The sequence below is a fragment of the Seohaeicola saemankumensis genome, assembly GCF_021021435.1.
Taxonomy (GTDB): Bacteria; Pseudomonadota; Alphaproteobacteria; order Rhodobacterales; family Rhodobacteraceae; genus Seohaeicola.
This window is the reverse complement of the sequence record NZ_JAINWI010000005.1, coordinates 1-25,787: the sequence shown is the minus strand read 5'-3', so window position 1 is coordinate 25,787 and position 25,787 is coordinate 1. Positions and strand designations below refer to the sequence as shown.

25 protein-coding genes are annotated in these 25,787 nt (G+C 60.4%); 6 read left to right on the top strand and 19 right to left on the bottom strand.

What is annotated here, in order from left to right:
• Window positions 1-58: 58 nt before the first annotated feature.
• Genes K7H22_RS03680 through K7H22_RS03660 form a run of 5 tightly spaced genes read right to left on the bottom strand, consistent with a single transcriptional unit; the run spans window position 59 to window position 3,239 of the window.
• Window positions 59-463 carry a hypothetical protein gene (locus K7H22_RS03680; RefSeq protein ID WP_230799389.1) on the bottom strand — a complete coding sequence of 135 codons (405 nt, stop codon included), beginning with the start codon at window positions 461-463 and terminating at the stop codon, window positions 59-61.
• 10 nt (window positions 464-473) lie between these two features.
• Window positions 474-776, bottom strand: a complete 303-nt coding sequence (flgM, locus tag K7H22_RS03675) for a flagellar biosynthesis anti-sigma factor FlgM (protein WP_230799388.1) — start codon at window positions 774-776, stop codon at window positions 474-476.
• Window positions 764-1,513: a flagellar basal body P-ring formation chaperone FlgA gene (flgA, locus tag K7H22_RS03670; RefSeq protein ID WP_230799387.1), complete on the bottom strand. Its 750-nt coding sequence runs from the start codon at window positions 1,511-1,513 to the stop codon at window positions 764-766. Before flgA ends, flgM begins: the two co-directional genes overlap by 13 nt.
• Before the next feature lie 20 nt (window positions 1,514-1,533).
• Entirely contained in the window at window positions 1,534-2,646 is a 1,113-nt protein-coding gene (locus K7H22_RS03665) for a flagellar assembly protein T N-terminal domain-containing protein (protein WP_230799386.1), read from the bottom strand.
• 2 nt (window positions 2,647-2,648) lie between these two features.
• Window positions 2,649-3,239 (bottom strand): LPP20 family lipoprotein, encoded by a 591-nt coding sequence (locus tag K7H22_RS03660; protein WP_230799385.1) that lies wholly within the window; start codon window positions 3,237-3,239, stop codon window positions 2,649-2,651.
• A 202-nt stretch (window positions 3,240-3,441) separates the two neighbouring features.
• Here K7H22_RS03660 and K7H22_RS03655 point away from each other — a divergent pair, with 202 nt between their 5' ends.
• From K7H22_RS03655 to K7H22_RS03645, 3 genes are read left to right on the top strand one after another with little or no spacing between them, the layout of a single operon-like run.
• A complete protein-coding gene (locus tag K7H22_RS03655) occupies window positions 3,442-5,613 on the top strand; it encodes a flagellar biosynthesis protein FlhA (RefSeq protein WP_230799384.1) in 2,172 nt (723 codons plus the stop codon).
• Window positions 5,614-5,618: 5 nt separating this feature from the next.
• Window positions 5,619-6,554, top strand: coding sequence for a hypothetical protein (locus tag K7H22_RS03650; protein ID WP_230799383.1), 936 nt, complete (start codon window positions 5,619-5,621; stop codon window positions 6,552-6,554).
• Window positions 6,532-7,245, top strand: a complete 714-nt coding sequence (locus tag K7H22_RS03645; RefSeq protein WP_230799382.1) for a sigma-70 family RNA polymerase sigma factor — start codon at window positions 6,532-6,534, stop codon at window positions 7,243-7,245. The genes K7H22_RS03650 and K7H22_RS03645 overlap by 23 nt, the downstream gene beginning before the upstream one ends.
• A gap of 71 nt (window positions 7,246-7,316) precedes the next feature.
• Here the strand turns inward: K7H22_RS03645 and K7H22_RS03640 are convergent, their stop codons facing one another.
• Window positions 7,317-8,558: a hypothetical protein gene (locus K7H22_RS03640; RefSeq protein ID WP_230799381.1), complete on the bottom strand. Its 1,242-nt coding sequence runs from the start codon at window positions 8,556-8,558 to the stop codon at window positions 7,317-7,319.
• A gap of 203 nt (window positions 8,559-8,761) precedes the next feature.
• Here K7H22_RS03640 and K7H22_RS03635 point away from each other — a divergent pair, with 203 nt between their 5' ends.
• Window positions 8,762-9,484, top strand: coding sequence for a lytic transglycosylase domain-containing protein (locus K7H22_RS03635; RefSeq protein ID WP_230799676.1), 723 nt, complete (start codon window positions 8,762-8,764; stop codon window positions 9,482-9,484).
• A gap of 54 nt (window positions 9,485-9,538) precedes the next feature.
• On the opposite strand, the gene K7H22_RS03630 is transcribed toward K7H22_RS03635, so the two are convergent.
• From K7H22_RS03630 to flgB, 11 genes are all read right to left on the bottom strand, one after another.
• Window positions 9,539-10,783 (bottom strand): flagellin, encoded by a 1,245-nt coding sequence (locus K7H22_RS03630; protein WP_230799380.1) that lies wholly within the window; start codon window positions 10,781-10,783, stop codon window positions 9,539-9,541.
• A gap of 11 nt (window positions 10,784-10,794) precedes the next feature.
• The gene (locus tag K7H22_RS03625; RefSeq protein ID WP_230799675.1) at window positions 10,795-14,802 is read right to left on the bottom strand and encodes a FlgK family flagellar hook-associated protein; all 4,008 of its coding nucleotides are present in this window, start codon (window positions 14,800-14,802) and stop codon (window positions 10,795-10,797) included.
• Window positions 14,803-14,807: 5 nt separating this feature from the next.
• A complete protein-coding gene (locus K7H22_RS03620) occupies window positions 14,808-15,101 on the bottom strand; it encodes a rod-binding protein (RefSeq protein ID WP_230799379.1) in 294 nt (97 codons plus the stop codon).
• 10 nt (window positions 15,102-15,111) lie between these two features.
• The gene (locus K7H22_RS03615) at window positions 15,112-16,236 is read right to left on the bottom strand and encodes a flagellar basal body P-ring protein FlgI (RefSeq protein WP_419248142.1); all 1,125 of its coding nucleotides are present in this window, start codon (window positions 16,234-16,236) and stop codon (window positions 15,112-15,114) included.
• Window positions 16,233-16,883 (bottom strand): flagellar basal body L-ring protein FlgH, encoded by a 651-nt coding sequence (locus tag K7H22_RS03610; RefSeq protein WP_230799378.1) that lies wholly within the window; start codon window positions 16,881-16,883, stop codon window positions 16,233-16,235. The genes K7H22_RS03615 and K7H22_RS03610 overlap by 4 nt, the downstream gene beginning before the upstream one ends.
• 6 nt (window positions 16,884-16,889) lie before the next feature.
• Entirely contained in the window at window positions 16,890-17,678 is a 789-nt protein-coding gene (gene flgG, locus K7H22_RS03605) for a flagellar basal-body rod protein FlgG (protein ID WP_230799377.1), read from the bottom strand.
• Window positions 17,679-17,751: 73 nt separating this feature from the next.
• On the bottom strand, window positions 17,752-18,519 hold the full coding sequence (locus K7H22_RS03600; RefSeq protein ID WP_230799376.1) for a flagellar basal body rod C-terminal domain-containing protein: 768 nt from the start codon (window positions 18,517-18,519) through the stop codon (window positions 17,752-17,754).
• Between the two features lie 8 nt (window positions 18,520-18,527).
• Window positions 18,528-19,799 (bottom strand): flagellar hook protein FlgE, encoded by a 1,272-nt coding sequence (locus tag K7H22_RS03595; protein ID WP_230799375.1) that lies wholly within the window; start codon window positions 19,797-19,799, stop codon window positions 18,528-18,530.
• A gap of 26 nt (window positions 19,800-19,825) precedes the next feature.
• On the bottom strand, window positions 19,826-20,491 hold the full coding sequence (locus tag K7H22_RS03590) for a flagellar hook assembly protein FlgD (RefSeq protein WP_230799374.1): 666 nt from the start codon (window positions 20,489-20,491) through the stop codon (window positions 19,826-19,828).
• A gap of 22 nt (window positions 20,492-20,513) precedes the next feature.
• Window positions 20,514-20,924 carry a flagellar basal body rod protein FlgC gene (gene flgC / locus K7H22_RS03585; RefSeq protein WP_230799373.1) on the bottom strand — a complete coding sequence of 137 codons (411 nt, stop codon included), beginning with the start codon at window positions 20,922-20,924 and terminating at the stop codon, window positions 20,514-20,516.
• 1 nt (window position 20,925) lies between these two features.
• Window positions 20,926-21,315 (bottom strand): flagellar basal body rod protein FlgB, encoded by a 390-nt coding sequence (flgB, locus tag K7H22_RS03580; RefSeq protein WP_230799372.1) that lies wholly within the window; start codon window positions 21,313-21,315, stop codon window positions 20,926-20,928.
• A 75-nt stretch (window positions 21,316-21,390) separates the two neighbouring features.
• On the opposite strand from flgB, the gene K7H22_RS03575 reads away from it, so the two are divergent.
• On the top strand, window positions 21,391-21,816 hold the full coding sequence (locus K7H22_RS03575) for a hypothetical protein (protein WP_230799371.1): 426 nt from the start codon (window positions 21,391-21,393) through the stop codon (window positions 21,814-21,816).
• Between the two features lie 372 nt (window positions 21,817-22,188).
• On the top strand, window positions 22,189-22,368 hold the full coding sequence (locus K7H22_RS03570) for a hypothetical protein (protein ID WP_230799370.1): 180 nt from the start codon (window positions 22,189-22,191) through the stop codon (window positions 22,366-22,368).
• 95 nt (window positions 22,369-22,463) lie between these two features.
• Here the strand turns inward: K7H22_RS03570 and K7H22_RS03565 are convergent, their stop codons facing one another.
• Both K7H22_RS03565 and K7H22_RS03560 read right to left on the bottom strand, forming a co-directional pair.
• Entirely contained in the window at window positions 22,464-24,959 is a 2,496-nt protein-coding gene (locus tag K7H22_RS03565) for a hybrid sensor histidine kinase/response regulator (protein WP_230799369.1), read from the bottom strand.
• Window positions 24,960-25,104: 145 nt separating this feature from the next.
• Entirely contained in the window at window positions 25,105-25,596 is a 492-nt protein-coding gene (locus K7H22_RS03560) for an oxidoreductase (RefSeq protein WP_230799368.1), read from the bottom strand.
• Window positions 25,597-25,787 lie beyond the last annotated feature (191 nt).

The following is a 25,787-nucleotide window of genomic DNA, read 5'->3' as shown; positions in this document are numbered from 1 at the left end:
CCGGATCGGCAAGCCGATCCGGTCTTCTGCATTGCGCCTTGTGGCGGGTTTCAGCGGATCAATGGGCGCGCAGCAGTTGCAAGGAACGCACAGTCTCAAGCGGAAGGCCCAGTTCCTTGCCCACATCCTTGGCCGAGACACCGTCACGGAACATGTCCAGTGCCTGTTCGATCATACGCTCGCCCGCCAGCCATTCGACATCCGCGCGGATTGCCGAGAGATCCTGACGCATGGCGTCATCGCCTGTCTGGCGCTGGCTTTGATGCGTTGTCAGGATCGTTTCGATCTTCTGCGCGTGCTCCGTCAGACACGGCGAGATCTCGGCGATCAGATCCTGTTTCATGCGGGCAGACTGGCGCACAACCTCACGCCAGCCCATCAGAACACCGATCAGCACAAAGACCAGACCGGACACGAGCGCCGTCACGGCAATCATTGCAGGAAGAGTAAGGGTCATGTTCATCTGTCTTCCTTTAGCTGGACAGGTCAAGTGAGGCGCTGAACATCGCTGCGGCGATCTTCGCGGAGTCGATAGGATAATTGCCGTCAGCTATGGCCGCGCTCAGCCTATCGACCAAAGCCGTATCGACGGGTGGACCTTTCAGCATGACCTCGGGCAGCGAGCGCGCCGCCGTGGACAGGCTCAATGTATCGGCCCGCGCAGTATCGGTCCCCGCCGGACGTGCCGGTGCTGGGGCCGCGCCTTGGGCACGTTGGGTTTCAGCATCGCCTGCAGTGCGCAAGCGGGTGATGTTGGTTGGGGTCAGACTGACCATGACATCCTCCGTTTAGACTGCTTAACGGCAATACGCCGCGGCATGTTAGAGCGGACGCGCACGATACCCGGCGCAAGGATCATCGCCTCGACCGGGTGCCCGCCAGAGGGGGGATCAATCAGAATGCGGTCCCCCGCGACGCCACCGGCCAAAGCCTTGCCCGTGCTTGCAATATCAATGCCTTGGCTCTGCAACTGCACGGTGACGGTCTGGCCTTCCTCGATATCCAGCAGCGGGTCCAGATGCCGTTCGAGCAGGGGCTGCCCTGCGCCTATGGCACGGCGCAACTTGCGGCCCACAGCCAGATCGGGGTCGGACAATACCTGTGCGGGATCAGTCCCGGCTTGCGAAAGCAGCATCACATCATCCGGTCCGATACGCGCACCACGCGGCAAGGGTCTGGTCACAGACAGCACCGTCTGCAGGGGCAAATCATTCTTTGCAGCACCGGTTGAATCGCGCGTGGACAGCGGCATGGACAGCGCGGCACCGGTGCGCAGAACGCGACGCCAGACAGTCGGCTGATCACAGGAAATCTCGGCGCTGCTCCAGTTCCCTGCAAGAGGGGTGACACGCGGTGTGCCCCTGCAGGACGGCAAGGCCCTGACAGGCGCTTGCATCCGCGGCGGCACCTGCCCTGCATCGACCATAGCCTGTGCGACAAGGCGCACGGCCTCTTCGCCCGTAATCGCGCCTGCATTCAGGGGGTATCCACCCAGACAAGCCAGAGACGTCATCAGGGCAACCAGGCCATGTCTCACGGCAGCCGCTCCGCCACATCCAGAAAACGGACAGGTCGCCCATTGAACGCAGTTGCCGCGCGAGCGGGGTCCAAGGGTGCCAGCGTTGCGCTGCGCTCGGACAATGCAACGACCTCCAGCATTTCGGTGCTTGCATCGCTATCGGCGGTAAAGGCCAGACTGGACCTGCCCAGACCATTTGCGCGGCCCAGAGGTACAACCAGCTTTCCCTGTGCCAGCGTCAGAACCGCCAGCGGCGGACGACAGGCCGCGCGCATCAGGAATGCTTCGAATGCGGGCTGCACCCCGCGCGACAGGGTCAGGGACAGGGATTGTTTGTCTGCTTCCAACAAGGGTGCCGCGCGACCAAAAACCGAAGGCCCCGCCATGCGCACGCGCGCTTCATGGCTTTCTTCCATCCGTTCCTGTGCCGATCCGTCCAGACGCATTCTCAGGGTCAAGACCAGATGGCGACCCTCGGAACGCAGGTCCAGATCCAGATGTAGACCGTGACCACCAGGGACCACGCGGGCAGTGCCACGCGTCAGGCTGATGTAATCAGTCGCGTCACGCGACGGATCGTGACGCGGCAGCCTGTCCGCAAGGGTCAGTTCGGCCACGACTGCATTGCGCGACGCGCTTTGCAGCAAAGTGGCTGCAACCTGCCGCCCCAGCTGATCCGCCCAGGCGGGCGCATGCGGTGACACGGCGACTTGCGGCGGGTAGGCTGTGACCACCAGACGCCGCCGGTCGGAACAACTGCCTGCTTGTGGCTGTCCGACCTGTGCTGCGATCGTAACCCGCCATATCTGACCGTCGAAATCCTCTGACAGAATGCGATGCGCCAAGACCCGCCCAACAGGACGGACGATCAACAGATCCGAGGTCATGCGGGCATTTGACATGACCGAATGGCCCTGAACCTGCGCCCCGCCTGCCAGTGCGGCAGATAACAGCGCGTCGGCCATCGCGCGCCGCCTTGCTGCATCGCGGTCAGAGGCGTTCAAAGCTGTCGCGCTGCCCATCACCTCCAGCCATCCGGCTTGTTTTGCCTCGGCGGTATCTATCCGCAGAACCGATACACTTGCGACCGCAAAGCAGAGCGCCAACAAGGAACGTCGTGACTGCATGATCATGCACCCGCGCCGACAGCCCGTAGGATATAAGCGACGGTATCGGCATCCAATTCCATGATAACGGAATATCCGTCCTCGCCTTTGGGTTCGATTGCCACCGTGCGCGCACCGCGCAGGACCCCTGAAACATGGGCGGCCAACACGTCGTTAAGCATGATCGCATCGCGCAGAAGGCTGTCCGAACTGATCCGGATACCGTGGATCTGTTCGGTCAGATCGCGCAGCGCATCCAGCCGCGCCGCCCTGATCGCCAGTAGGCGTTTTTCGTTCAACGTATGTCCGGGCTGACCGGCCACCTGGGAAAACCCGCGCCCTGTCAGTGCGGGGCTGGTCACAGCCTGCATCGTCGGGATCGCAGAAGCCGGAACGGTGGCCTGGTCCAGCGCATCAAGACTGTCTTTTGTCTCGGCCAGCATACGGGTTGCAGCTGTTGCATCAGGACCAAGCGCATCGATCGCGCGTTTTTCCGACGAAGAACACCCCGAAAGCGCGCTGAGCAAAAGGATCGCCACACCAACACCAAGGGCCTTCGTGGTGAAGGACCGCTCTGCTGTAAGGGCAAAGGGGGAATCAGGCGAGGGTGTCATGGAATCTCCTATGGCAAGAGCTGCAAGCAGCGTTGCGACAACTACTGCAACCTTCGTGCCAGCCGGTCGGTCCATCTTCGTGTCGAGCCATCAGGACTGGCACGACACTTGCACCTTTCCGGCCAAGAAACCTCGCCAGTGAAAGTCCTGCAATGCTCCATTCCTGCCCAGCCCATCACGACCCCATAACGGGACCAACTGCATGAGCGCGATGACCAATGTCGGGCCGCAGTCTGGCGGACTGCGCGGCCAGTTGGGCGGGCTGGCAATGCCGACAGGTATTCTGGCGATCCTTGCCATGATGATCCTGCCATTGCCCGCCGCTTTGCTGGATGTGTTCTTTGTATCGAACATCCTGCTGTCACTTCTGGTTTTGATGGTTGCGGTGCATTCGCAAAGGCCGCTGGATTTCTCGAGTTTCCCGTCGCTTCTGCTGATCGCGACCACCCTGCGACTGGCGCTCAACGTGGCCTCGACACGTGTGGTTCTGGCCGAGGGTCACAACGGACCGGGTGCAGCGGGCGCTGTGATCGAAGCCTTTGCTAGCTTTGTCGTGGGCGGCAATTTCATTGTCGGCCTGCTGGTCTTTGTGATCCTTGTGATCATCAACATGGTTGTGATTGCCAAAGGGGCAGGTCGTGTGTCGGAAGTGTCCGCACGCTTCACGCTGGATGCCATGCCCGGCAAACAGATGGCGATTGATGCCGACCTGAACGCGGGCTTGATGTCACCCGAAGAGGCCAAGGCGCGGCGGGCCGAGGTTGCGGCCGAGGCCGATTTTTATGGCTCTATGGACGGTGCGTCGAAATTCGTCAAAGGCGACGCGATTGCTGGCCTGATCATTCTGGCTATCAATGTCGTCGGCGGTATCATTATCGGCACGACACAGCATGGCCTGTCCGTTGCCGTTGCCGGCGAAACCTATGTCCGCCTGTCCGTTGGTGACGGCCTGGTGGCACAGGTGCCAGGGCTGCTGTTGTCGCTGGCAGCGGCGATTATCGTCACGCGGTCTTCTTCGTCATCGGACATGGGCGGGCTGATTAGCAAGCAGGTCAATATCGCCACTGCATGGGCACCGGCTGCGGCTGTACTATTCATGCTGGGCCTTGTTCCCGGCATGCCCAACCTGATTTTCCTGCTGGCGTCCGCACTGGCAGCAATTGCGGCTGTGACGGCGCAGCGCCGCGCAAAGCAGGTGAAGGCGCAGCCATCCGCAAGGCCCGCAGGCGCGCCATCATCGGACGGTTTCGCGGGATCATCCGCGCCGGACAGTGATCGCGCGGATTCGTCAACCGCGGCAATCACAGCCGAAGAAGTCACCGATATGGCACCGCTCTCGTTGCAGATCGGCTATGGCCTGATCTCGCTGGCCAGTGGTCAGGATGGCGGAACGCTTGTGTCCCGCATCACCGCGATCCGGCGCGAGCTGTCGCGGGCATTGGGCATCGTCGTACCCGGTGTACGAATCCGCGATGATCTGTCCTTGCCTCCGAATACCTACCGCATCCGGATCGGTCAGACCATCGTGGCCGAGGATATGGTGCAGGCGGATCGCAAGCTTGCCATTCCGGGGCATGGCTCGACACGGAAACTGGCTGGCATTGCAGTCAAAGATCCGTCTTTCGGTCTGGATGCCGTCTGGATCATGCCGCATCAGCGTGCCGAGGCCGAAGCCGATGATCACACTGTGGTGGACCCCGAAGCCGTAGTTGCCACGCATATGGGGCAAGTTCTGCAACGCCATGCAGGGGACCTTCTGGGGCCGGACGATGTGCAGGCGCTTCTGACTGCCTTGGCACAGGCGGCCCCAACTCTGGTTGAAACCGTCGTGCCGAAACTTGTCCCACTGCATATGCTGACGGCCGTGATGCGCCAGTTGCTGGCCGACCGTCTTCCCGTCGCAGACCTGCGCCGCATCCTTGAAGGGCTGGCACAAATGGCGGACCGCAACATGCCGGTGGCCGCACAGGCCGAGTCATTGCGCCCCGCATTAGTGCCACTTCTGCTGCAACAGATGGGGTCGATCAGCGCGACGCTCAAGCTGGTCACGTTCTCGCCCGAGTTGGAGCAACTGTTGATGCGCTGCAAACGCCCTTCAGAGGACGGGTTGACGCTTGATCCCGATTTCGCGGGTCGGTTGCTCAAGGATCTGGGCGCCGCGCAGGATGCCGCACAAGCGGGCGGTCACATGCTGATGATCGTGGTCACGCCGTCACTGCGCCGTTCCATGGCAGCTTTCCTGCGACCCAATCTTGAAGATGCCATCGTGCTGTCCCTGACCGATCTGCCAGAGAACCGCAGGGTCGAAGTCACGCAGAGCATCAGTCTTCCCAGCGCCTTTCTGTCCTCTCTCACGCCCTCTGACGGAGCCTGATGCCGATGACTACCATCACAATCCGCGCCGCTGATTCCGCACTGGCCCTCGAAGAGGTGCTGCGGCGCCTTGGTCCCGATGCCTTGATCCTGTCGACCCGCCAGAACAATGGCATGGTCGAAGTTGAGGCCAGCACCGGCGAGGAATTCCACTCACCCCGTCCGGCGACGGATGCGCCCGTCTTGACGAAAGGCAACCAGACCCCGTCACGGATCAGTTTCCGTCATCGGCTGTATCAGGAAATTGTACGGACAGACATGCCCGCGCAGGTGCTGCCCCCGCATCTTCCCGGCCGGGTGATCCTGACCGGCCCCCCCGGATCTGGCCGCACCATGCTGGCGGCAAGGCTCGCGGCATATGCAATGCGTATGCCCGGCGCAGCTGTGCCTGTTCTTGTTGCGCCGCGTACCGATCTGCTTGCTGCCTCTGGTCGTCTGTCCGGTTTGGGACGGTTGATGGGTCTGACGCCACATCGCCCCGTCTGGGCAGACGGGCTGCCCGAAACGTTGTCGCCCACCGATGCCCGCGAGACCCAGATCATCGACCTTTCGGACATGCCGCAGCCTGATTCCACCGCTCTGGCAAGACTGGCACAGCTACCCGACACGGCGGTCTGGCTTGTTCTGCCGACCGGGTTGCATCCCGTGATGCAGGACCGGATCTGCGCCCCTATGGCCGGTATCGCCCGTCTTATCGTTCTGACGCGCACGGATATTCTGCCACCTACCGCAGATGACATGACCCTTGCCGCACGATTCGGGCTTCAGGTCGCGCTGCTGTCTGGCGGAAGCGGTCTTCTGGACAGCCTGCATCCAGCGGACACGCATAGCCGCGACATCCCGACATCCGTCGCGCTGCAGGCCGGCACACAATCAATTTTCATCCGCCACAGGCGCCAACCTTCGGAGGACCTGCCCAATGCTACCGCGCGCCTATTCTGAGCAATTGCCCACACCCGAGCAATTGATCGAGACAAACCTCAATCTTGCCCGCCGCATCGCATGGCATATTCATATGAAAACCGGGCGGCGGGTCGAAATCGAAGACCTGTTACAGGTCGCCTATATGGGTCTGATGGACGCCGCACAGCGGTATACCCCGCAGCCGGGCACCCCGTTTGCAGCCTATGCCGGTATCCGCATCCGCGGGGCGGTCATGGATCACCTGCGCCATCTGGCTGGCCAGACACGCGGTGTGCTGCAAATGCAAAGCAGGCTGCGCCAAGCAGAGCAACGGCTGGAGCAAAGCCTGTTGCGTCGTCCTGAAGAAACCGAGATCGCGGCCGAGTTGTCGCTGTCGCTTGAAGATTTGGCCCGCTGGCGCGTCGAGATCGACAGCGGGCAGCATCAATCAATCGAAGAGATCTACACGGACCACTCCATGCTGTTCCGCGACGCGTCGCCCAGCGCCGAGGACCGGCTGACGCAGGACCGGATGAAAGTGCATCTCAAGCAAGCCATCGAAAGACTGCCCGAGCGCGAGGCGCTGGTTCTGCAACTCTACTATGTCGAGGAGTTGAACGTCTACGAAATCGCCGAGGTGCTGAAAGTCACCACGGGGCGTGTCTCGCAGATCAAGAAAGCCGCGGTCGAGCGGTTGCGTGGCTTCATGCAGGAAGACGTGCACGCCTGAGGAAGAATAACAAGAAACCCGCCACAGTGTTCACCGGGCGGGGTAAAATTACTGCGTTGCAGTGGTGGTATTCATTCTGCCGCCATCGCGAAGGCAGGGGTCACCTGTACGGATTGCGCCATACGGTTTGCCCAATCCCTCGCCCTGTCCGCCAGCACAGCCTTCATGTCGGGTGCAAGATAAAGCAACGCAGCAATCGCGCGATCCTTCGGCCCCAGTGTTGCGGGAACCGGACAGACAGTCCATTCGCCATCATCCAGACGCCCCTCATAGCCGGATTCTCCGTTGCGAAGCCACCACAAGATGCCGTGCAGATCATAGACTTCCGCTACTTCATCGGTCGGAATGTCACGCCTGCGGATCAGGTGCATGCGCGAGAATTCCTGCAAGATATCAGCGGTTTTCCCAAGAACTTCCGCTGCAATCTCGGTCCAGCCATCTGCTGTCCGGCTTGTCAGGATTGACCAGTCGTCTTCGGTATTCATCGGCTTGAACCAAAGCTGCGCAGACCCTTCGGACTCCGCAACACCATAGTCACGATCCAGAAGTGTCAGCCTTGCAAAAACCTTGGGATCGCCGGTCTGCGGCTGCTCGGTCTCTGACAGATCAGGCTGTGTTTCGCCGCCGACAGCAGAAGGCAGGGTAAACTGTAGCAAACCCACCTCGTTCAGCAAATCGCGCGCTACATCATTCAGGCTTACATCCGGTTTCGCTACCGAGGCAGAGGGCATATCCGACAAACCGGCAATCCTCAAAGCGGTAGTCTCTGCCGGACTGGGTCGGTGGCCGGACAGGACAGTCAGAAACCCTTTCAGCATCTGGGAGACGGCGTCGCGATCAAACTCTTGCAATTTGCTGACAAGTGACAGCATCGAACCGGCAACCAGCGCAGGCCCTTTGCCAAGCGCCACGATCTGACGTTGCAACATTCCTCTCAACACTTCGCAGGTCGCAAGCCGCGAACGCGTATCCCATGCTTGGGCCACGCCATGCAATGCGATGATGGCCACCGGACGAGCATCCGGATCCGTCAGGACCAAAGCAATATTCACAAGGTCGGTCGGCGATGCATCCTTGGCAGGCAGCAACCGCAGAAGCGGATAGGCAGGCCATGCCTGTTGGCCACCAGTGTTATTTTCGAAAGGCTCGATAGCCAGACCATCTGCAACCAGCGTCGGGCTGAACATCTGCAGTTCCGATGGCAGATATAAAACGGTTTGTTGGGCACCGACAAGACAGGCCAGACCCGCGCAAGTCTCGCGCAGGTTGTGGATCAGGAATTCCGTCAGTGCGGGATGTTTAAGTGCGGGCATGGTCATTCACCATTGCTGCGGACGAAAAGAAGGCCGGTCATGTTCAGGTTCCCATAAATCTGGATCAAAATTTTACCACCACTGTTCCATGCGATATGGGCACCAACAATCGCGCGAGCGCACGGCGCATCAAGCATTGGTATGGGGACCCATCCCAAAGGATGGTGGTACCGGATTGGCACGGAACCTGCAGTTTGCAAGCCATGTCTATTCCGCGCCCCCACCACCTTGTCTTGACCGCCATCATGGCCTGTCTGCTTCCCGGAACCGTATCTGCCGGAACGCCATCTGCTGATTGCGAGGTGCTGGCCGCCGATGCCGGAGAGGCAGCAGGCCTGCCACCCGGCCTGCTGGTGGCAATCGCCCGCGTAGAGACAGGCAAAGGAACTGAAAATGGCGTGAAAGCATGGCCCTGGACCCTCAATCAAGGCGGAATAGGCTCGTATCACAAGACCAAAGCCGACGCGCTGTCGCGGTTGGACACGATCCTTGCCGAGGGCATCAGGAACGTCGACCTGGGATGCATGCAGTTGAACTGGCGATGGCACCGCGATGCGTTTTCGGACGCTGCCGAAATGATGGACCCTGTCAAGAACACGCGCTACGCCGCCAGTTTTCTGCGTGACCTGCATGACCGTCACGGCGATTGGTCGGTTGCTGTGGCCCACTACCATTCTGCGGATCCTGAGCGCGGCAAACGCTATGCCGCCCGTGTGGCCACCGTGCTGGAAACGGTCGGTCTGTCAGCCAAGGCACCGCCTCCCGATAGTGACAGAAGAACCCGGCTGCTTGCCGATACGGATGAAGCTGAGCCGCCAAGACTGATTGGCCTGCTGGTTGTGCCGACAGGCGGATTGATGCAAGCCTCTGGCGCAGGTGACCTGCGCCATTCACGCGGCATTCCCATCGGCGAGTTGAACTTCTAAGACAATTCCAGTTGGAGTTTTTCTGCACATCCAGTTTGGCCCTGCGCCAGTGCACTAGCGCAGGTAGCTGAACAGCGACTGCCCGACAATCTTCACAAAGGTCATCTGCGAGGCCTGTTCGGTCATCAGCAGTGACTGGAGCTTTGTCAGCGTCGCCGCCACGTCCAGATCCTGCAATTTCGAAACAGACTGGTCGACGGTCAGGCGCTGCTTGGCCAAAGCCTCAAGCTGGCGGTCCATCTCGGCGGCAAGGCTGCCGGCCGCAGCGCGCATCGTTGCCATGTGATCGACCGCCAGACCCGCATCCGCCACAAGCGCATTGGCGGTAAGGGCGGTTGGCCGCAAGCCTGTGACCGGCCCTGCCGGTTGACCGTTCTCCTGCACCGCCCCCAGCGTCAGGGTGGGGCGGGTCCGGTCGCCGCCAGTCTGGGCTGACAGCGATACCTCGCCATCTGCACGCAGGCGGATAGCCTTGCCATCCGTTCCCAGTTCGGCAATCACGCCGGTCACAGCGGATTGGGCGTTGATAGCCGCGACTGTTTCACCCGGTGCATCAATTCTAAGACCCAGCCTAACAGGTGACGCGCCAAGCGGCCCTGTCAGCACGACATCAAGGCTGGCGTCACCGCGTGTTCGGACAATATCCAGATCGGCAGGCGATTGCGCGCGCACAATCGGGCGCGCCGACAACATCGGTTCTGTCAAAGAAGCGATAGTATCATCAAGGATGCGGAACACATTCTGTTCGTCTTCACCAAAAACCTGACGACCTGACAGGCTGGTCGCAAGATTGCCCCGTTCACCGATCTGGCTGAGGGTCACAGCATCATTGCCACGATAGACCACACCTTCGGAGGTTTCGACAAAAGCCGGTCCGGGGGATGTTCCGGAGAACAGCGGGCGGCCCGTCATATCCTTGGCGTTTGCAGCCGACAGCATGGCGTCACGCAGGGTGACCGCTTCCATACGCAAGGCGGCATGCGCCTCGGATGTCAGAGTGTCGTTCGCCGCGCGCAAGGTAATCTCTTTTAGCTGGCGAAGATTCTCGGACAGACTTTCCAATGTCTGGTCCGTGAAGGCCAGACGGTCGGCAGCGCTACGGCCCACGGCCTCGCGCGTGTCCAGCCTTGCGCGCACGTCCCGCAAGGCCGAAAGCTCGGTCGCGCGGGTCGGATCTGCCGAGGCGCGCGGGTCGTTCAGACCCGACGACACACGTTCTTGCAAAGTCGCGATTTCCAACCCGACAGCATTCATGCTCCGGATGGAAAAACGGGCGAAAAGGGCATCTCCGATTGTCATCATGTCTCCGATCAGAACATACGCAGAAGGGTATCAAAAAGGTCACGGGCGACAGTCATCGACTGCGCGTTGGCCTGATAGGCCTGTTGCAATTCCAGCAGGCGCGCGGCTTCGACATCAAGATCGACCGCACCGATCGCGGCCTGCGCGCGCTCTGCCGCCTCGGCCGTTGCCGTGGCTGTCTTGAGCGAGCGGTCGGCGGCAGCAACCCGCATTCCGACATCGGCTTGCAAGCCTGTCAGGCGTTCGGTCAATCCAAGGTTGCCAGTCGCCACATCACCGTTGCGCAAGGCGGCCAGCGCCCGTGCGGTTCCCGCATCTGCAGAGCCCGCCATAGCAGGCAGGATCGCGAAACGGTCACCGGTTGACGCTGTGCCCGAAAGCGCAAGCGCCATCCCTCCAAGGGTTACGCGGCCCGACGCATCCAGAATGCCCGACGCCACCGCATCGCCGGTCACGCTGTCGCGCAAAGCGACAAGCCCCCTGCTTGCATCAGTAACGGTCAGTTCCAGTGCGCCGAGGTTTGTCGGGGCTGTCCCCGCATTGATGTCGCCAGCGAGACGCAGCGATCCGGTGCCGCTGGTCATCACGATCAGGTCTTCAGGCGGCAGGTCGGTCAATCTGAGTGACTGGCCCAGCGCACCGCGGACATCGACGTCAAGATCAAGCGGTGCAGACCGTCCAGCAAGCTGGAGTGTCGCCTCTTGCAAACGGATCGCCACGCCGGGACCACCAAAGCCGGTAGCCGGCGGTGCGGTCACTGCAAGGTTATCTGCGGGCGTCAAAAGAGCTATGGACAAAGCACCCGTTGCCGCGTCACGGCTGGCCGTGCCCGGAAAACCGGCAGGAACAGCCAAACCACCCCCTGTCGCCATTTCTAGTGGGTATTCGGTGCCAGCCAAGCTGACCAGAACGGTTGCGGGCAATCCTGCTGGATCAGGCGCCTGGCCGGTCAGTGTCATCACCCCCTCGCCCGCATCAAACCCAAAAGTCGGAGCAGTCGAAACGCCGATCCCCGTTCCGTCCGTGACGCCCCGTGCTGTGACAATCAGCCGGTTCTGTGCATCGAATTGCGCGCTCAGACGGTCCGGCTCGATCCCAGACACCACGGGTGTGCCCTGTTCCATCCTCAGCGTATAGGACGCACCATCAACCCGCAGCACCAGCGCGCTGCCATCCGGTGGCAAGGCCGCCAGAGGTTGGCCTGTCAGAACGACATCCGGCGCGGGGCGGCGCAACGCCTCGGCCAGACTGGCGGCGATCACGGCACCATTCGTCCCCGCAGTATGTGCAGCTTCGGCTGACATGCCGCCAAGGCTGATCCGGTGCAGTAACCCGCCTTCGGCGGTTTCGGGCGTGTCCGCAAATGCCAGCGCGACTTGTGCGCCTGCGTTTGTTGTTGTCTGTGCGACATTGCCTGATCCAACGATCACAGACCCTGTCGAAAACAGGCCTTCCGAAAAGCTGAACCCGTGCCCGGCAGACAGGGTGACCTGCCCGCCTTGGCGGATGGCGCTTCCCTCGGCCCAGCCGGTTACTGGACCTAGCGGCTGGCCTTGCGCGTCGACCTGCCTTACCAGAAGGCCCGTGGCTCCTGTGGTTGACAGGCCGGTTAACGAAATATCATGGCCATCCTGCTGAACCAGCATCAAACGCGCACCATCGGGCGAGACTTCGGCCCTGATACCGGTTGCGGCACGCAGCGCGTTGATCGCAAGACCGAGCGGCGTTGCATCCGGTCCGGCCAGTGTCGTGGAAATCTCCAAAGGTTGCCCGTTCGCACCGGTCAGTCCAAAACGGACCGTGCCCGCCGCAAATCCCGACAGTTCCTGCGTTGTGGCGGCTTGCGCCCCGATCCCCGGAAGGGCCGCGCCAAGACGCTCTGCGATCAAGGCAGCCGACGCCCCTTGCGGCAAGGCAACAGCGGTTGTGGTGCCCTGATCATTGGCAAGGGTGATCTCGCGCGCCGGTAGTGTGGCAAATGGCAATGCCGGTGCTGTCAGCAAAGCCGGTGCCGACAGGGTCGCGGTCTGCAATGCCGATACATCGAAGCGGTCGATCTGCGTGCCGCGATAGCCTGTTCCATCCGTGGCGGTCAGGGGCGAAGGGTCATAAACCGCGCCCGGAAGAAAGCCGTTCGCAGGGGTCAGTAAACCGGCCGCATCAGCCGCCGAAAGAGGTGCCCCCGCGATATGCACGCCGTTGCGCGTGATGATCTGGATTGTCGCGCCTGCTGCCTCGGGCGCGGTGCCGATTCCGGTCTCGGTGCCGCCAGCGCCTGACAAAGTTGCCGCAACGGGAACCGGTTGACCCGGTCGTGACAGCACAAGCGCACCGTTCACATCAAGTCCGGCCACCAGCCCCAGCGATGCAAGGCTGCGCCCCTCCGACGTTCTCAGGCTGCCATCAGACAATCCACCGGCAATCGCTTCGGCATCAAGCGGTACGGGAAAGGCAAAATCATGGGGCTCGCCGTCAAACGCCAGTTGCAGAAGGGTGGCATCTGCTGGCACCGCCAGCATAGTGCTGGCCGGTCGTCCTAGACTGCCAAGGTTCAGGCTGTCTGTCCCTGCAGGGACAAGGCCGAACACGCCCCCCAGAAGATCCACAGGCGCAAGTCCGGGGCCCTGATCCAGAACCGGCACGGTGCTGGCAGGCGCAGGCTGGAGAGTCGCGGCAAGTCTTGCTGTGCCGCTATTGGCAGGCGAAGCCGCTGTTGCGAACGCCGAGGCCGCAGCCAGTGCCGATGGGTCCGTCAAAGCCCAGCGCAGATCAATCGCGCGGCCGGTGACTGGTGCAAGGCTGATCCTGTCGCCATCCCGCGCAGCGCCGACCAGGTCGACCCGACCGCCGGGCAGAAGCAGGGTTTCGGCGCCCGAGACCTGTTCAACACCGTCGCCATCATAGGCCCGCCAGAGGCTTGCCGCCGCATCATAGACCAGATCCAGCGACTGACGCGGTTCGTTTGTCGGACCCGAAGTCACAACGACCTGAAACCGTCCGCCATTGCCAGCTGCGGGAGTTGCACGCCAGCCGTCCATCTCGAACAGATCACCGCCAGCAGCACCGGTCAGATCGGTACCGCTGCGATGCACGGCGTTCATCGTATCCGCCAAGGTGCGCGCGAAAGCGTCAAGTTCCGCGATCGCCATATCCAGCGACCCCAAAGAACGCGACAGGCCACCGATCCGGCCTTCGGGCAACAACCGTGTCTCGCGCATGCTGCCATCGGGTGAACGGATTTGCAGGGTCAGCTGATCTGTCGCCAATGTGTTCAGCGCAACAGCGCGATCCCCGTCCAGCAGCAAGGGACCAGCCTGACTGCCCAGACGGATTGTCGGTCGTCCGCCCTGATCCAAACTGACCGAGACCGGAAGCAGGGATGACAACTTGTCCAGCAGGTTGTCGCGGATATCAGCCAGCGGATGCGCTGCTGCGGCCGCTGCGGGGTTCGAGCTGGAAAACCCGCCCATCCGCGAAGACAAATGCGCGAGTTCCTCCAGAATGCCTTGTGCATTGCTGGCGACCTGACCGGCTTCGGTCCCCATGTCGTTGCGTAACCCGACCATGGACTGCGCCAGACCCGAGATATCGCTGGCCACGGCTTCACCATTGCGGAGCGTGACCATGCGCGTGACGGGGTCTGTCGGATTGCCCGCAAGAATCGCAATGCTGTCAAAGAACCGCCGCAGAGTTCCGTCAACGCCATCATCACCGGGAATCATCAGCGTTTCGATCGCAGTTACCCCGTCCAGATGTGACTGTGCGGCGGCCTGTCCGGCATTGGCTGCACGCGCGCGATCCGATGCCAGCACATCGAAGGCACGGCGGATATCGGTCACGCTGACGCCCTGCCCGCCTGACGGGGCCGTTGTCGGCGTCGCCTGACCGCCACCGGCGGCGACCGTCGACACGTCTCGGCGACGATAGCCTTCGGTACCAACATTGGCGACGTTCTCGGATGTCACTGCCAAAGCTGTCCGGTAAGCCAGCAGACCGCTGCGTCCGATATCCAGCATATTCGTCACGATGCAACCCCGCCGCCTGAAAACTGGCGCACCACGGCAGCCGCGATTCCGAGACAGGCACGTCCCGCGGCATCCTTGGCCAGTTGGGTGTCCAGCATCTCGAGGCTGGAGCTGACAGCGGCGCTACCGGTCAACTCGTCACCGGGCAGACCGGCCCGCCCGCCCTTGAGCAGAATGCCAAGAAACATCGATTCAAACCCTTCGCCAGCCTTCTGCAACTCCTGCGCTGAAGGCCGCGTATCCGCTGTCGCGGACATGGTGCTTTTCAGATTCGATACCGTCAGGTCCATGATCTTCTCTTCAGATAACAACGAGTTCAGCACGCAAAGCGCCGACTTCGCGCAGAGCTTCCAGAATGGCCACCAGATCCGACGGTGTGGCGCCCACGGCGTTGATCGCATCCACCAAACTTGCAAGCGACACGCCCGGGTCAAAAACAAAAGCACGCGCTGGTTCTTCCAGAACGGCAATCTGGCTGTCAGGATTAGCAACGCCATCGTCCGGGACGACAACAGTTCCACCAGGACCCGCGATGACAGTGTTGCCACGGGTGACTTTCATGTCCTCGGTCACCCGCACGGTCAAAGAGCCGTGGGTGACAGCCGCAGGTGTGACCTTGACCTCGCCGCCGATCACTACGGTGCCAGTGCGCGAGTTGACAACAACGCGGGCACGTGGCGCATCCGGTGTGACTTCAACGCTTTCCAGAAGGCTGGTAAACGCGACACGCTGGCTGGGACTTGAAGGCGCGCGCACCGCAATCGACGAGGCGTCCACAGGGCTGGCTGTGCCATCGCCAAAGGTGGTGTTAATCGCCTGCGCGACCGCCGCAGCGGTCGAAAAATCAGGGCGGTGCAAGTTCAGAACAAGAAATTCCGTATCGTGATAAGGGGTCTCGACGATCCTTTCGACAGTCGCACCGCCGGGGATGCGGCCAACAGTTGGAATATTCACCGTCAGGGACGATCCATCATTGCCGTCAACACCCAGACCGCCAACCACCAGATTGCCTTGTGCAATGGCATAGATCTCACCATCCGCCCCCATCAGGGGCGTCATCAGCAAAGTGCCGCCGCGCAGCGATTTCGACTGGCCGATTGCCGACACAGTAACATCCACGACCTGCCCTTCCTTCAGGAAGGGCCCAAGATCCGCCGTCACCATCACCGCAGCCGCATTCTTGGTATTCAGATCGCGCGCTTCGATCTGAAGGCCAAGCCGCGAGATTAGTGATTCAAGCGATTGCAGCGTCAGACCGGAATTGCCGTCCCCAGTTCCCAGAAGGCCCACAACCACACCATAGCCGATCAACTGGTTCGACCGGACACCCGACACAGAGGCCAGATCCTTGAGCCGGTCAGCACAGGCTATGCCCGCACCAAGCAGAACAACCGCAAGAGCCATACAGAGCCTGAACACGCTCATAGCGGAGAGACCGTGCCGATGGCACGGCCCAGCCAACCTTTGCGGCCGGTATCTGCTGTGTCACCAGCGCCGACATAGAAGATATCGGCATGGGCGATCCGGTCCGAGGACACGATGTTGCCGGCGCTGATATCCTCAGGGCGCACCACTCCGGTCAGGCGGACATATTCGTTACCGTTGTTCAGCGTCAGGCGCTTCTGGCCCATTACTTCCAGATGGCCGTTTGGCAGCACCCTCACGACAGACACAGACAGACGTCCCGTGAACGAATTGGACTGCGCTGCACCGCCCTTACCGGCAAAGCTTTGTGCGGCAGAATGGCCAAGTTCGCCCATGTCGAAACCACCTGTCAGCAGTTCGGGCAGTTCAACCTCGTATGAGGTGGAGCGCGATGCATTGGCTGTCTGGCTTTTGCTGGCCTGAAACCTCTCGCTGAACTGCACGGTCAAGACATCGCCGACACGCGTTGCGCGGCTGTCATTCACAAACAGCCCCCGCGCGCCCTGATGATAGATACTGCCGCTGGCCATCGCGGTCATCGGCGCGGGCTCATCATAGACAGGGGCATAATTGCGAGAGGCTTCTTCCTCGATATAGGTCGAGCAGGCCGCAAGGGGTAGAAGCAGAAAAAATGGAAAACGGGTCATTGCGGATCACAGTTTGTTGGAGAGGAAGCGCAGCATCTCGTCGGATGCTGAAATAGATTTCGAGCTGATCTCGTAAGCGCGCTGGGTCTCGATCATGTCGACCAGCTCTTGCACGACGTTCACGTTCGACGCTTCAAGCGCACCCTGGTTCAGTTTGCCCATGCCGTCCGCCATTGGCGCCGCAACTGCAGCACCCCCCGAAGCCGGCGTTTCAACCAGAAGGTTCTCACCCACAGGGGCAAGGCCACGCGGGTTCGCAAACGAGGCCAGTGTGATCTGGCCGACTTCCTGTGCCTCGATTTCGCCGGGTAGGTTGACGGAAACGATCCCGTCACCGGAAATGACGATCGACAATGCGCCTTCGGGAATGGTGATCTCGGGCTGGAGGACATAACCGCTATCGGTTGTCAGAAGCCCCTCGGCAGAGCGCGACAGACTGCCATCGCGGGTATAGCCCATGCGGCCGTCAGGCATCAGGATCTGCAGAAAGCCCTGCCCGTCAATTGCCACGTCCAGCGCGTTGCCGGTGCTGGTCAGGCCTCCCTGAGAATGGATTTTCTCAGTGGCAACCACACGCACTCCGGTGCCGACAGACAGCGAGCCGGTCAGGGCAGTCGTGTCCGAAGTTTGCGCGCCGCCCGGACGATGCGTCTGGTAGAGCAGCGTTTCGAAATTTGCGCGATCGCGTTTAAAACCTGTGGTGTTGACGTTCGCCAGATTGTTGGCGATCACTTGCATGCGGGTCTGTTGTGCATCAAGGCCCGTTCGGGCGACGTGCATCGCGTTGGTCGACATCTGTTGTCCTAGCCTGCTGGTTGAAGGGGTCCGTGATGGGTGTCACCCTGCAACCTGCAAACCACGTGCCAGATCAGCCTGACGGCATTTGCAATAGCGACGAACCTGCCTCGTCGATCTCGCGGGCGGTCTGGATCATCCGCAAGTTCAGCTCGAATGTGCGTTGCAACTCGACCGAAGCGATCAACTCGGCGGTTGCGTTGACGTTGCTGCCCTCGCGCATTCCCTGAAGCACGCGCGCCATCTGGTCGGGCGGGGGCAATGGTGTGCCGTCCGGTGTCCGGATACGCCCGTCCTGCGATTTTTGCAGCGGCAGGTTGTCGGCGGGATCCACGGTCGCCAACGTCGCGATCTGCACCCGCTGCCCGTCGGGACCGTCAATCGGGGTGATCGAAATTTGCCCCAGATCGTCCACCACCATGTCGCGGAAAGGCGGCAGGATGATCGGTTGCAATTCGTTGCTCAACATCGCCTCGCCCGCGCCGTTCATCAGGGCACCAGCAGCATTGATTTGCAGATCGGCGCGGCGCGTCAATGCAGGCTCTCCGCCTTCGGGGGGCAGGATGTAGAAAAACCCGCGATCCGCAATCGCTAGATCCATCAGATCGCCCGTACGGTCCATCGGTCCGGCTTGACGGGAAAATCCGTTATCGGCCCGCTCAAGCTGAAAGGCGCGGGCGCTTTGGGTATTCAGCACATTCAGGAAGTGTGCCGAACCTTCGTTTTGCAGGTCGCGCCGGAACCCCGGAACCGCAAGGTTGGCAAGGTTCTGCGCCGAGGTGACACGCGTATCACGCAAGTTGGCCAGAGAGTTTAGCGCCGTATGGATCAGACGGTCCATGATGCGCCTCAGGTTCGCATGTTCATGATGGTCTGGGTCATCGCTGTCGATGTTTCCATCGCCTTTGCGCTGGCCTGATAGTTACGCTGCGCTGTGATCAGATCCACCAACTCCTCGGTCAGATCGACATTGGCCTTTTCAAGCGCGCCCGAGCGAAGTTGCCCGAACCCCGCCGCGCCCGGACTGCCTGTCAGTGGGTCACCGGATTGTGCCGTGGCCGAGAAAGCGGCATTGCCCATAACCCGCAAACCGCCCGGATTGGCGAAATTGACCAAGGCAAAGCGGCCCTGCGAGACGCGCTGTTCTGCGCCATAAGTGGCCCATACTGTGCCCTGCGGATCAATATCCAGCGCGCTGAGCGCTGCAACGCTCCGACCGTCATGCGAGGCCGAAACTACCTGAAACGGGGCGTCGTTCAGTGCCGATCCTTCCAGATCGACCGACAAGGAGCCAGCCGTACCGTTGAAGACCAAAGGCACCGTTCCGGGCAGCAAGGCGCCATCCGCGCCAAAGCTGACGGTGTTGCCCGCATCCGGTGCCATCGCGGCACCATTGCGAATAACATGCACCTCATAGGTAGTTTCGGGCGCGGCAAGCGTGGGGTCGGCAAGCCGGACCAAGAACATCTCGGCCTCAACGGGCAGGCCGGCGTCATCAAAGACAGGAACCTGACTGCGATGCGCCCAAGTCTCGGGTTGGGCCGGATCAAAGGGTGCGGCGGGGGGAACTGCTGCTTGACTGCCGGACATGGCCGGATCGGTCGGAAGGCGCAGACCCAGCGACAGGCTGGTTGTCTCGACCGGTGTGCCCATCGAAAGCGGAACTTGGAACGGGACCGCCGCCGTGAGTGCCTCGGACAGAACCTGACCGTTCGCGGCTGTCGGCCACCCCAGAAGCTGCTGGTTCGAGGCGTTCACAATAGTACCATCCGCGGCCATGCCGAAAGCACCCGCCCGCGAGAATACTGTCGTCGCCTGAGCACCCGCAGCTTCGGTCGTCGCGCGCAACGCAAAGAATCCTGGTCCTTCGATCGCGACATCCAGTTGCTTGCCGGTACCGACAATGCTGCCTTGGGAAAAGTCCTGTGCAATCCGCTTGACTTGCGTGCCCGACCCAACGGTCGTGCCTGCTACAGATTGGGGTGTATAGCTGAAAACATCGGCGAATTCGGCGCGGCTTCCACGAAAGCCGATAGTGCCGACATTGGCGATGTTATGCGAGGTAGCGGCGATATCTGTCTGCGCGGCAGTCAAACCGGACAGGGCTGTGTTCAACGACATTCGGAAACTCCTTTGGAGGGAAAAGACTAGCGGAAGGCTTCGATCTCGAGCGTGCTCAGAGCGCCATAGCCCTCGATCTGGAGGCTCACATCATCCGCACCGGCGTCTGCACTGGCCGAAAGGACGCGCGCATAGACCATCGGGTCATGCATCCGCGTCCCACCATTCTGCGAGGCCGTCACCGTCACGCGCACCGGGTTGCGGTTGGCCTGAATATTCGGGGGCAATTCCGTCCATTCGAAAGCGGCCTTGCCTGCGGGTTGGGCGCCCATTGTCTGGGTATGCAGAATGGCGCCTGTCGTGGCGTCGGAATAGCTGATGACGAGCGCCTCGGCGGCGTCCGGCAGGTTGACCGCGCCACGGATGGCACCATCATTATCCGGTCGCGCGACGGGCGTCTGGACGAGCACGGAATGCCCCAGCAGGTTGGTCGCCATCGTCAGCCTCGAGTCGCGCAGGCCGCCGCCCTGCCCCGCCAAAGTCTCGTTCAGACGGTCAATCCCGGCCACGGTCGAGAACTGGGCCATCTGGCCAAGGAACTCGGTATTCTCCATCGGCTTGAGAGGGTCCTGATTTTTCAACTGCGCAGTCAGCAGGGTCAGAAAGTCCTTTTGTCCCAGTGCGTTGGAAGCTGGCGTATTCAGCGAGGGTGAAAGTGACGTCGCCGGAGTGATCTGGGAAATCTGGGTCATGGGAAATGTCCTTGATGCGGCCTTATTGGCCCATGGTCAGGGTACGGGCCATCAGCGCCCGGAGTGTCGAGAGTGTCTCGAGCGTGTTCTGGTAATTCCGGCTGGCTTCCAGCATCTCGACCATTTCCTCTTCGACCTGAACGGGGGACTCGTAGACATAGCCCTCGGCATCCGCCTTCGGATGATCGGGCCGGAACATGCGGGCTGGTTCGCGGTCCAGTGCCACGATCCGGTCGGCGCGCGGGGCGGACAAACCGCTACCCGGTGCGGCTTCATCAACGACAAAGACAGGCCGCAGCGGACGAAACGCGGTTTCCGCAGTTGTCGCCACGCTGCCAGCATTGGCAAGGTTCGAGGCTGTGGTGTTCAACCGTTGCATCTGGGCCGACAGGGCGCGCGATCCAATATCAAAGACGTTGCGGATTTCGGTCATGTCATTCTCCTCGGATCGCGGACATCAGTCCGGAAATACGGCGGTTCAGAAAAGTCAGGCTTGCTTGCTGACGCAGGGCGTTCTCGGCGAATTGCACCTGTTCCACAGCCGGTTCGACCGTGTTGCCATCAAGGGATACGTTGACAGGCACACGGTAACCCGCGCCACCACCAACCGCTGCCGCATTCGCGATATGTCCCTGATGCGTTGCGGCCAAGACGCCCGCGCCGCCTGTGCGCCTCGCCAGTTCCGTTGTGAAATCAATGTCGCGCGCCTTGTATCCGGGCGTCGCCGCCTGTGCGATATTCGTCGCTAGCAGCGCGCCGCGCCTCTCGCCAAGCTTGAGAGCTTCGGCATGAATTCCAAGATGTGCACTCAGGGCATTTGTCATGTTGACCTCTGCAGTTTGGGCAAGTTCTGGCCCAATCCTTGCAAGAGCAGTGCCAGATTGTCCGAGGAGACCGGAATGAATGCCCAGAAGCACAAAGGTCTTGTAGCTGCGCTGCAAAAAACACTGCCCAACGCGACCGTGGATCAGGCTCTGATCCACTGGGCCAACGCGCCTTTCGATCAGAACGACGAGACAGGACTGCAAAGACGCACCCGTCTTGCCTTGCGGATTGCAATGATACGGGCAGCGGCCTGTGTAATACAGGCGACGCCTGTACTGCCGGTCGTGGAACCCGTGCCGGTGGAAGCGGTAGAAGACCCGATACCCGAGGCATCGGTCGTTGCCCCGCCCCCACCCGAACCGCAGCGCAAGAAAGCGCGCATGTCAATGTCGTCAGTCCGGCTGGAGGATGCGGCCCTTCTGCTGGGCGCAGGCTTCGGAGACACCGATGACACCGCATCGGACATGTCGGACAAGAAAGTCGATCCGGATTTCGGGTAGGTCTTTTCTGCGGGCCAGAGAAGGCGCGCAGCGATTGCAAGAAACTGGCTCTAGAGCGGATTCAGACCAATCATTCGGGCGCCAACTTATCCAAAGAGATGCCTTATAGACGAAGGCGCGCAAGCCCCTGCACGAAAATGCCGCAATTGGCATCGGAGGCCGAAACGCCACCGAAATAAATAATTATTACCATTTAATAACATATATTTAGGGAAAATGTAATTTTCTTCCTTCTTAGAGAAAATTGATTGTCCGCCCCATGTTTGCGCCCAGTTCTTTAACGAAAGCAAACGTCAGGCACGATCATTGCAACACGAAATAACACGCACGCGCACCGACGGGAAAATACCGGATCAAAGAGGAATAGCTGCCATGAAACAGATCATCACCTTCATCAAAGCCGAACGCGGCTCGATCACTGCGGACTGGATTACTTTGGCGGGCGGCGCTGTCATACTGACGCTTGTGCTGACCTCGTCGATCCAGCAGGATCTGACCAGCAAGATTACAAAGGTTAACCAAGCGTTCACGGTCACGTTCAACATCGACTGAGCGACCGAAACTCTACCTGAACCGGCCTGCCGGTTCCGTTATGTGCCAGATTTCTATCTGGCGGCTAATGAAGCATTCCAAGGCTCTTTGGCGTATCAGTCGCTATCAGCCGCGTTTGCAGGCTGGTGTGTTGCAAGCGCCATAGCAGCCAATTCCTGATCCAGCTTTTCCTTTAATGGCAAATAAAGTGCCTTGAGGGTCGCTTTGTTACCTGTGCGGGCCGCGTCTTCAGCTTGCGCCATCAGGCGGGACAACTGCGAAAACCCGACAACTGCTGTAGAGCCGACTGTGCTGTGAATCAGGTCTGCGGCGGCGTCCATGTCGATATCCGCCTCGGTAAGACCTTGCGTCGTCCTGTCGGCTTCGGTCAAAGCCTGCCCCAGAAAACGCAAGGCACTTTGGCGGTCCAGCATGTCCTGCAACTGGCCAAAGGCTTGCGCGAAGTCGCCCGAGCTATCAGCCTCGTATTCCGCGTCGGCTTGTGTACCGGAAAGGCGATTGCCCCATTGCTGCGCCATTGCCTTGGCAAGTTCAGCTGTATTCACAGGTTTGGTGAGAACGGAATCCATGCCTGCTGCGGTCAGTTCTGCCAGCCGTTCCTCGTCACTGAAAGCTGTCACGCCGATAATCACGGCTTTGCTTGAAAGCCCGCCGGACCGGATAATGCCAGTGGCCTCATGCCCGTCCATGACAGGCATGCTGACATCCATCAGAATGATGTCGTAGGGTTTGGCCGATGCCATGGCCACAGCCTGCAAACCGTCTGTGGCCTGGTCTGTGCGATGACCGATGCGTTGGACCATCTTGCTCATCAGCGTCACATTGACGGTGTTGTCGTCGACAACCAGCACATCCAGTGGCGTTTCCTGTTTCAGATGACGGACTCTCGAAGTCACATTTTCGGCCTGTTCCCTTTGGAGGTCGGGCAAGTCTGGCGCTATCGGCAGAGTGAGTTCGAAAGAGAATACACTGCCCTCGCCCGGGGCGCTGCGCAGGGACAGCGTTCCGCCCATCCGCGCCACTGCAAGGCGCACGATCGGCAGCCCTAGACCAGTACCTGAATCGCGCCCGCGTGCCAAAGCGTTGACGGTTTCGAATTCGGCAAAAATTCTGTCCTGATCTTCGGGCGCGATGCCGATACCGGTATCGCTGACCTCTACACGCAGTCGCAGCGCGCTATCCGCTACCGGGTTGAATGTCAGGGTAATGGCGACCCCGCCTTTATCTGTGAACTTCACGGCATTGCCTGCCAAATTGTAAAGGGCGCGCGAAAAGGCATTGGCCAGACCAAGGCACAGCCGGTCCGCACCTGCGCCTTTCAGCACCAGATCCAGTTTCGTGCCCTTGGCGCCAGCCATCGGTGTCAGTTCGCGCAGGATATCCCCGGCCAGATCCTTGGGCCGGAAGGCTACTTCGCCCAATGTGCTTTCACCCAGCCGCGTTATCTCGAGGACATCGTTGACCTGTTGCAACGCGCGGTCGCTACAATCGCGTGCGGTCTGCAAAAGCGCGCGATCCTCGGGCCCCAGCGCCGTGCCGTCCAGCAAGTCAAGCGACGCCATCAGGCCGTGCAGGGGTGTGCGCATTTCATGGCTCATCGTGGCAAGAAACATTGTCTTTGCAGAGGCATGACGCTGCGCCTCGTCGCGCGCTTCCAACAGCTTTTCCTCGGCTGCGACGAAATCAGAGATGTCACGGATAAAGCCGATCAGGATCGGTTTCCCTTCAAGATCGGAATCAGTCACGACCGAGACTTCGGCATGGAAGGGTGTGCCATCCATCCGCATGGCATCCATACGCAACGGCCCTGCACCGATCATGGTGCGGTGACCGTCCTGTCGATGAAGTTCCATTTTCTGGCGATGGACCTCGCGCAAGTCGAACGGGGTTATCACCTGCTCCAGCGGTAGACCGACCATCTGGTCTGCCGGAACGCCAAATATTTTAGCAGCCGCCGGATTGGCCAACTGGATGCGTCCCGCCATGTCGGCAATGACGATCGCGCTCAGAGATACGTCAAAGACCCTTGAAACCGTGTCCAAGGCGCGGTGCATTTTGACCGTCCGATCCTCAAGCTCGCGCCACAGGCGCAACGCCAGAACGGCCGACCCGAGCATCAGCACCAGAAGCACGATGCTTTGGACCCAGAAGCGCCTGAGCAGGGATTGCTCCATCTCTCGGACGCGATCCGACTGCGCAACATGGAATTGAAGAGACATGGTCGTGATTTCGCGCACCAACGGCGCCGCCAGATGGACGCTTTCCGCAAAGCGCAATACCGCGTTCATATCGTCATCCGCGATAGCATCAAGCTCGGTGGCAAGCTGGCTGCGAACATCATCAAGAACCAGCAGCCTGTCAGCCAGGCTCGACGGAATCTCTTCGCGGTTTAAGGTCGCAAGAAGAATGTTTACACGGCTGTAAAAGATATCGAACCTGATACGCGCCGCATCCAAACCATCGGCTTCCCTGCTGTATTCGGGATAGACCGAAGCCATCAAGGTACGGTCAAGTGCCAGTGCCAAAGCCTTGTGGTCGACATCAAGCTGCGAGACCAGCCAGCCTGCATTGTCGGAGTCAGACGCGCGCACATCATCCAACCGGTCACGGAAGGATTGCGCGCTATACACCAACGCAGCACAGGACAACACCAGCAGGAACAGCAGAAAGAACGCCGTAAACCTACGGGAACTGTCCTTTTTTAGAACTCTGGACCCTATGATCGCCAACAATATCTCAACCTTGAACGACCTTTATCTGGGTCAATTGCCAGATTGAGAAGGAATAGACTTCCTCGGTCTGGAAACGCGGATTCGAGTCGAACGGAAAAACCAGCCAAAGCGGCCCTTTGTCCCGGATACTGAACGGCGCACCATTGATACGGTTTGCGATAATCGGCGCATTGTCTTCGATCCGGTCTGTCGGTATCTCGACCTTGTATTCATTGACCGCGATCATGCTCAGGGCGCCCTTGGCCGCGCCTGCCGCTTCAAGCACCGAGGCAAGGCTTGGCCCCGAGAAGGTGGCCGGTTCAGGTGTCCAGATCGTAGATGTTGAGAATTCAATCTGCGGCAAAGCAAGTAGGTCTGTATCAGTGAAGGTCTTGATCGCCGAGCCGTCACCTTGGGCATCAATGCTGAGCAGAACATCTTCAGCAAATGCGGGCCCTGTGAGCGCAGCCAACAGACCGGCAGAGCCGATCGCCCCAAGAAATTCTCTTCTAAACATCTATCCTCTACCTTTGTTAAAATCTTCCCCACTGCTAGCGCCGCACTTAGTGTCAGACAATAGTATCCTAAGCCGTTGTCCTATATCTAACGATAGTCATAGTTGCTTTGACAGGGTTACTGGACGACACCTCGACGTTTGCGTTGCCTTCTGACGTTGCCCCCAACTTTTATCCAGCGTGAGCGAGACTC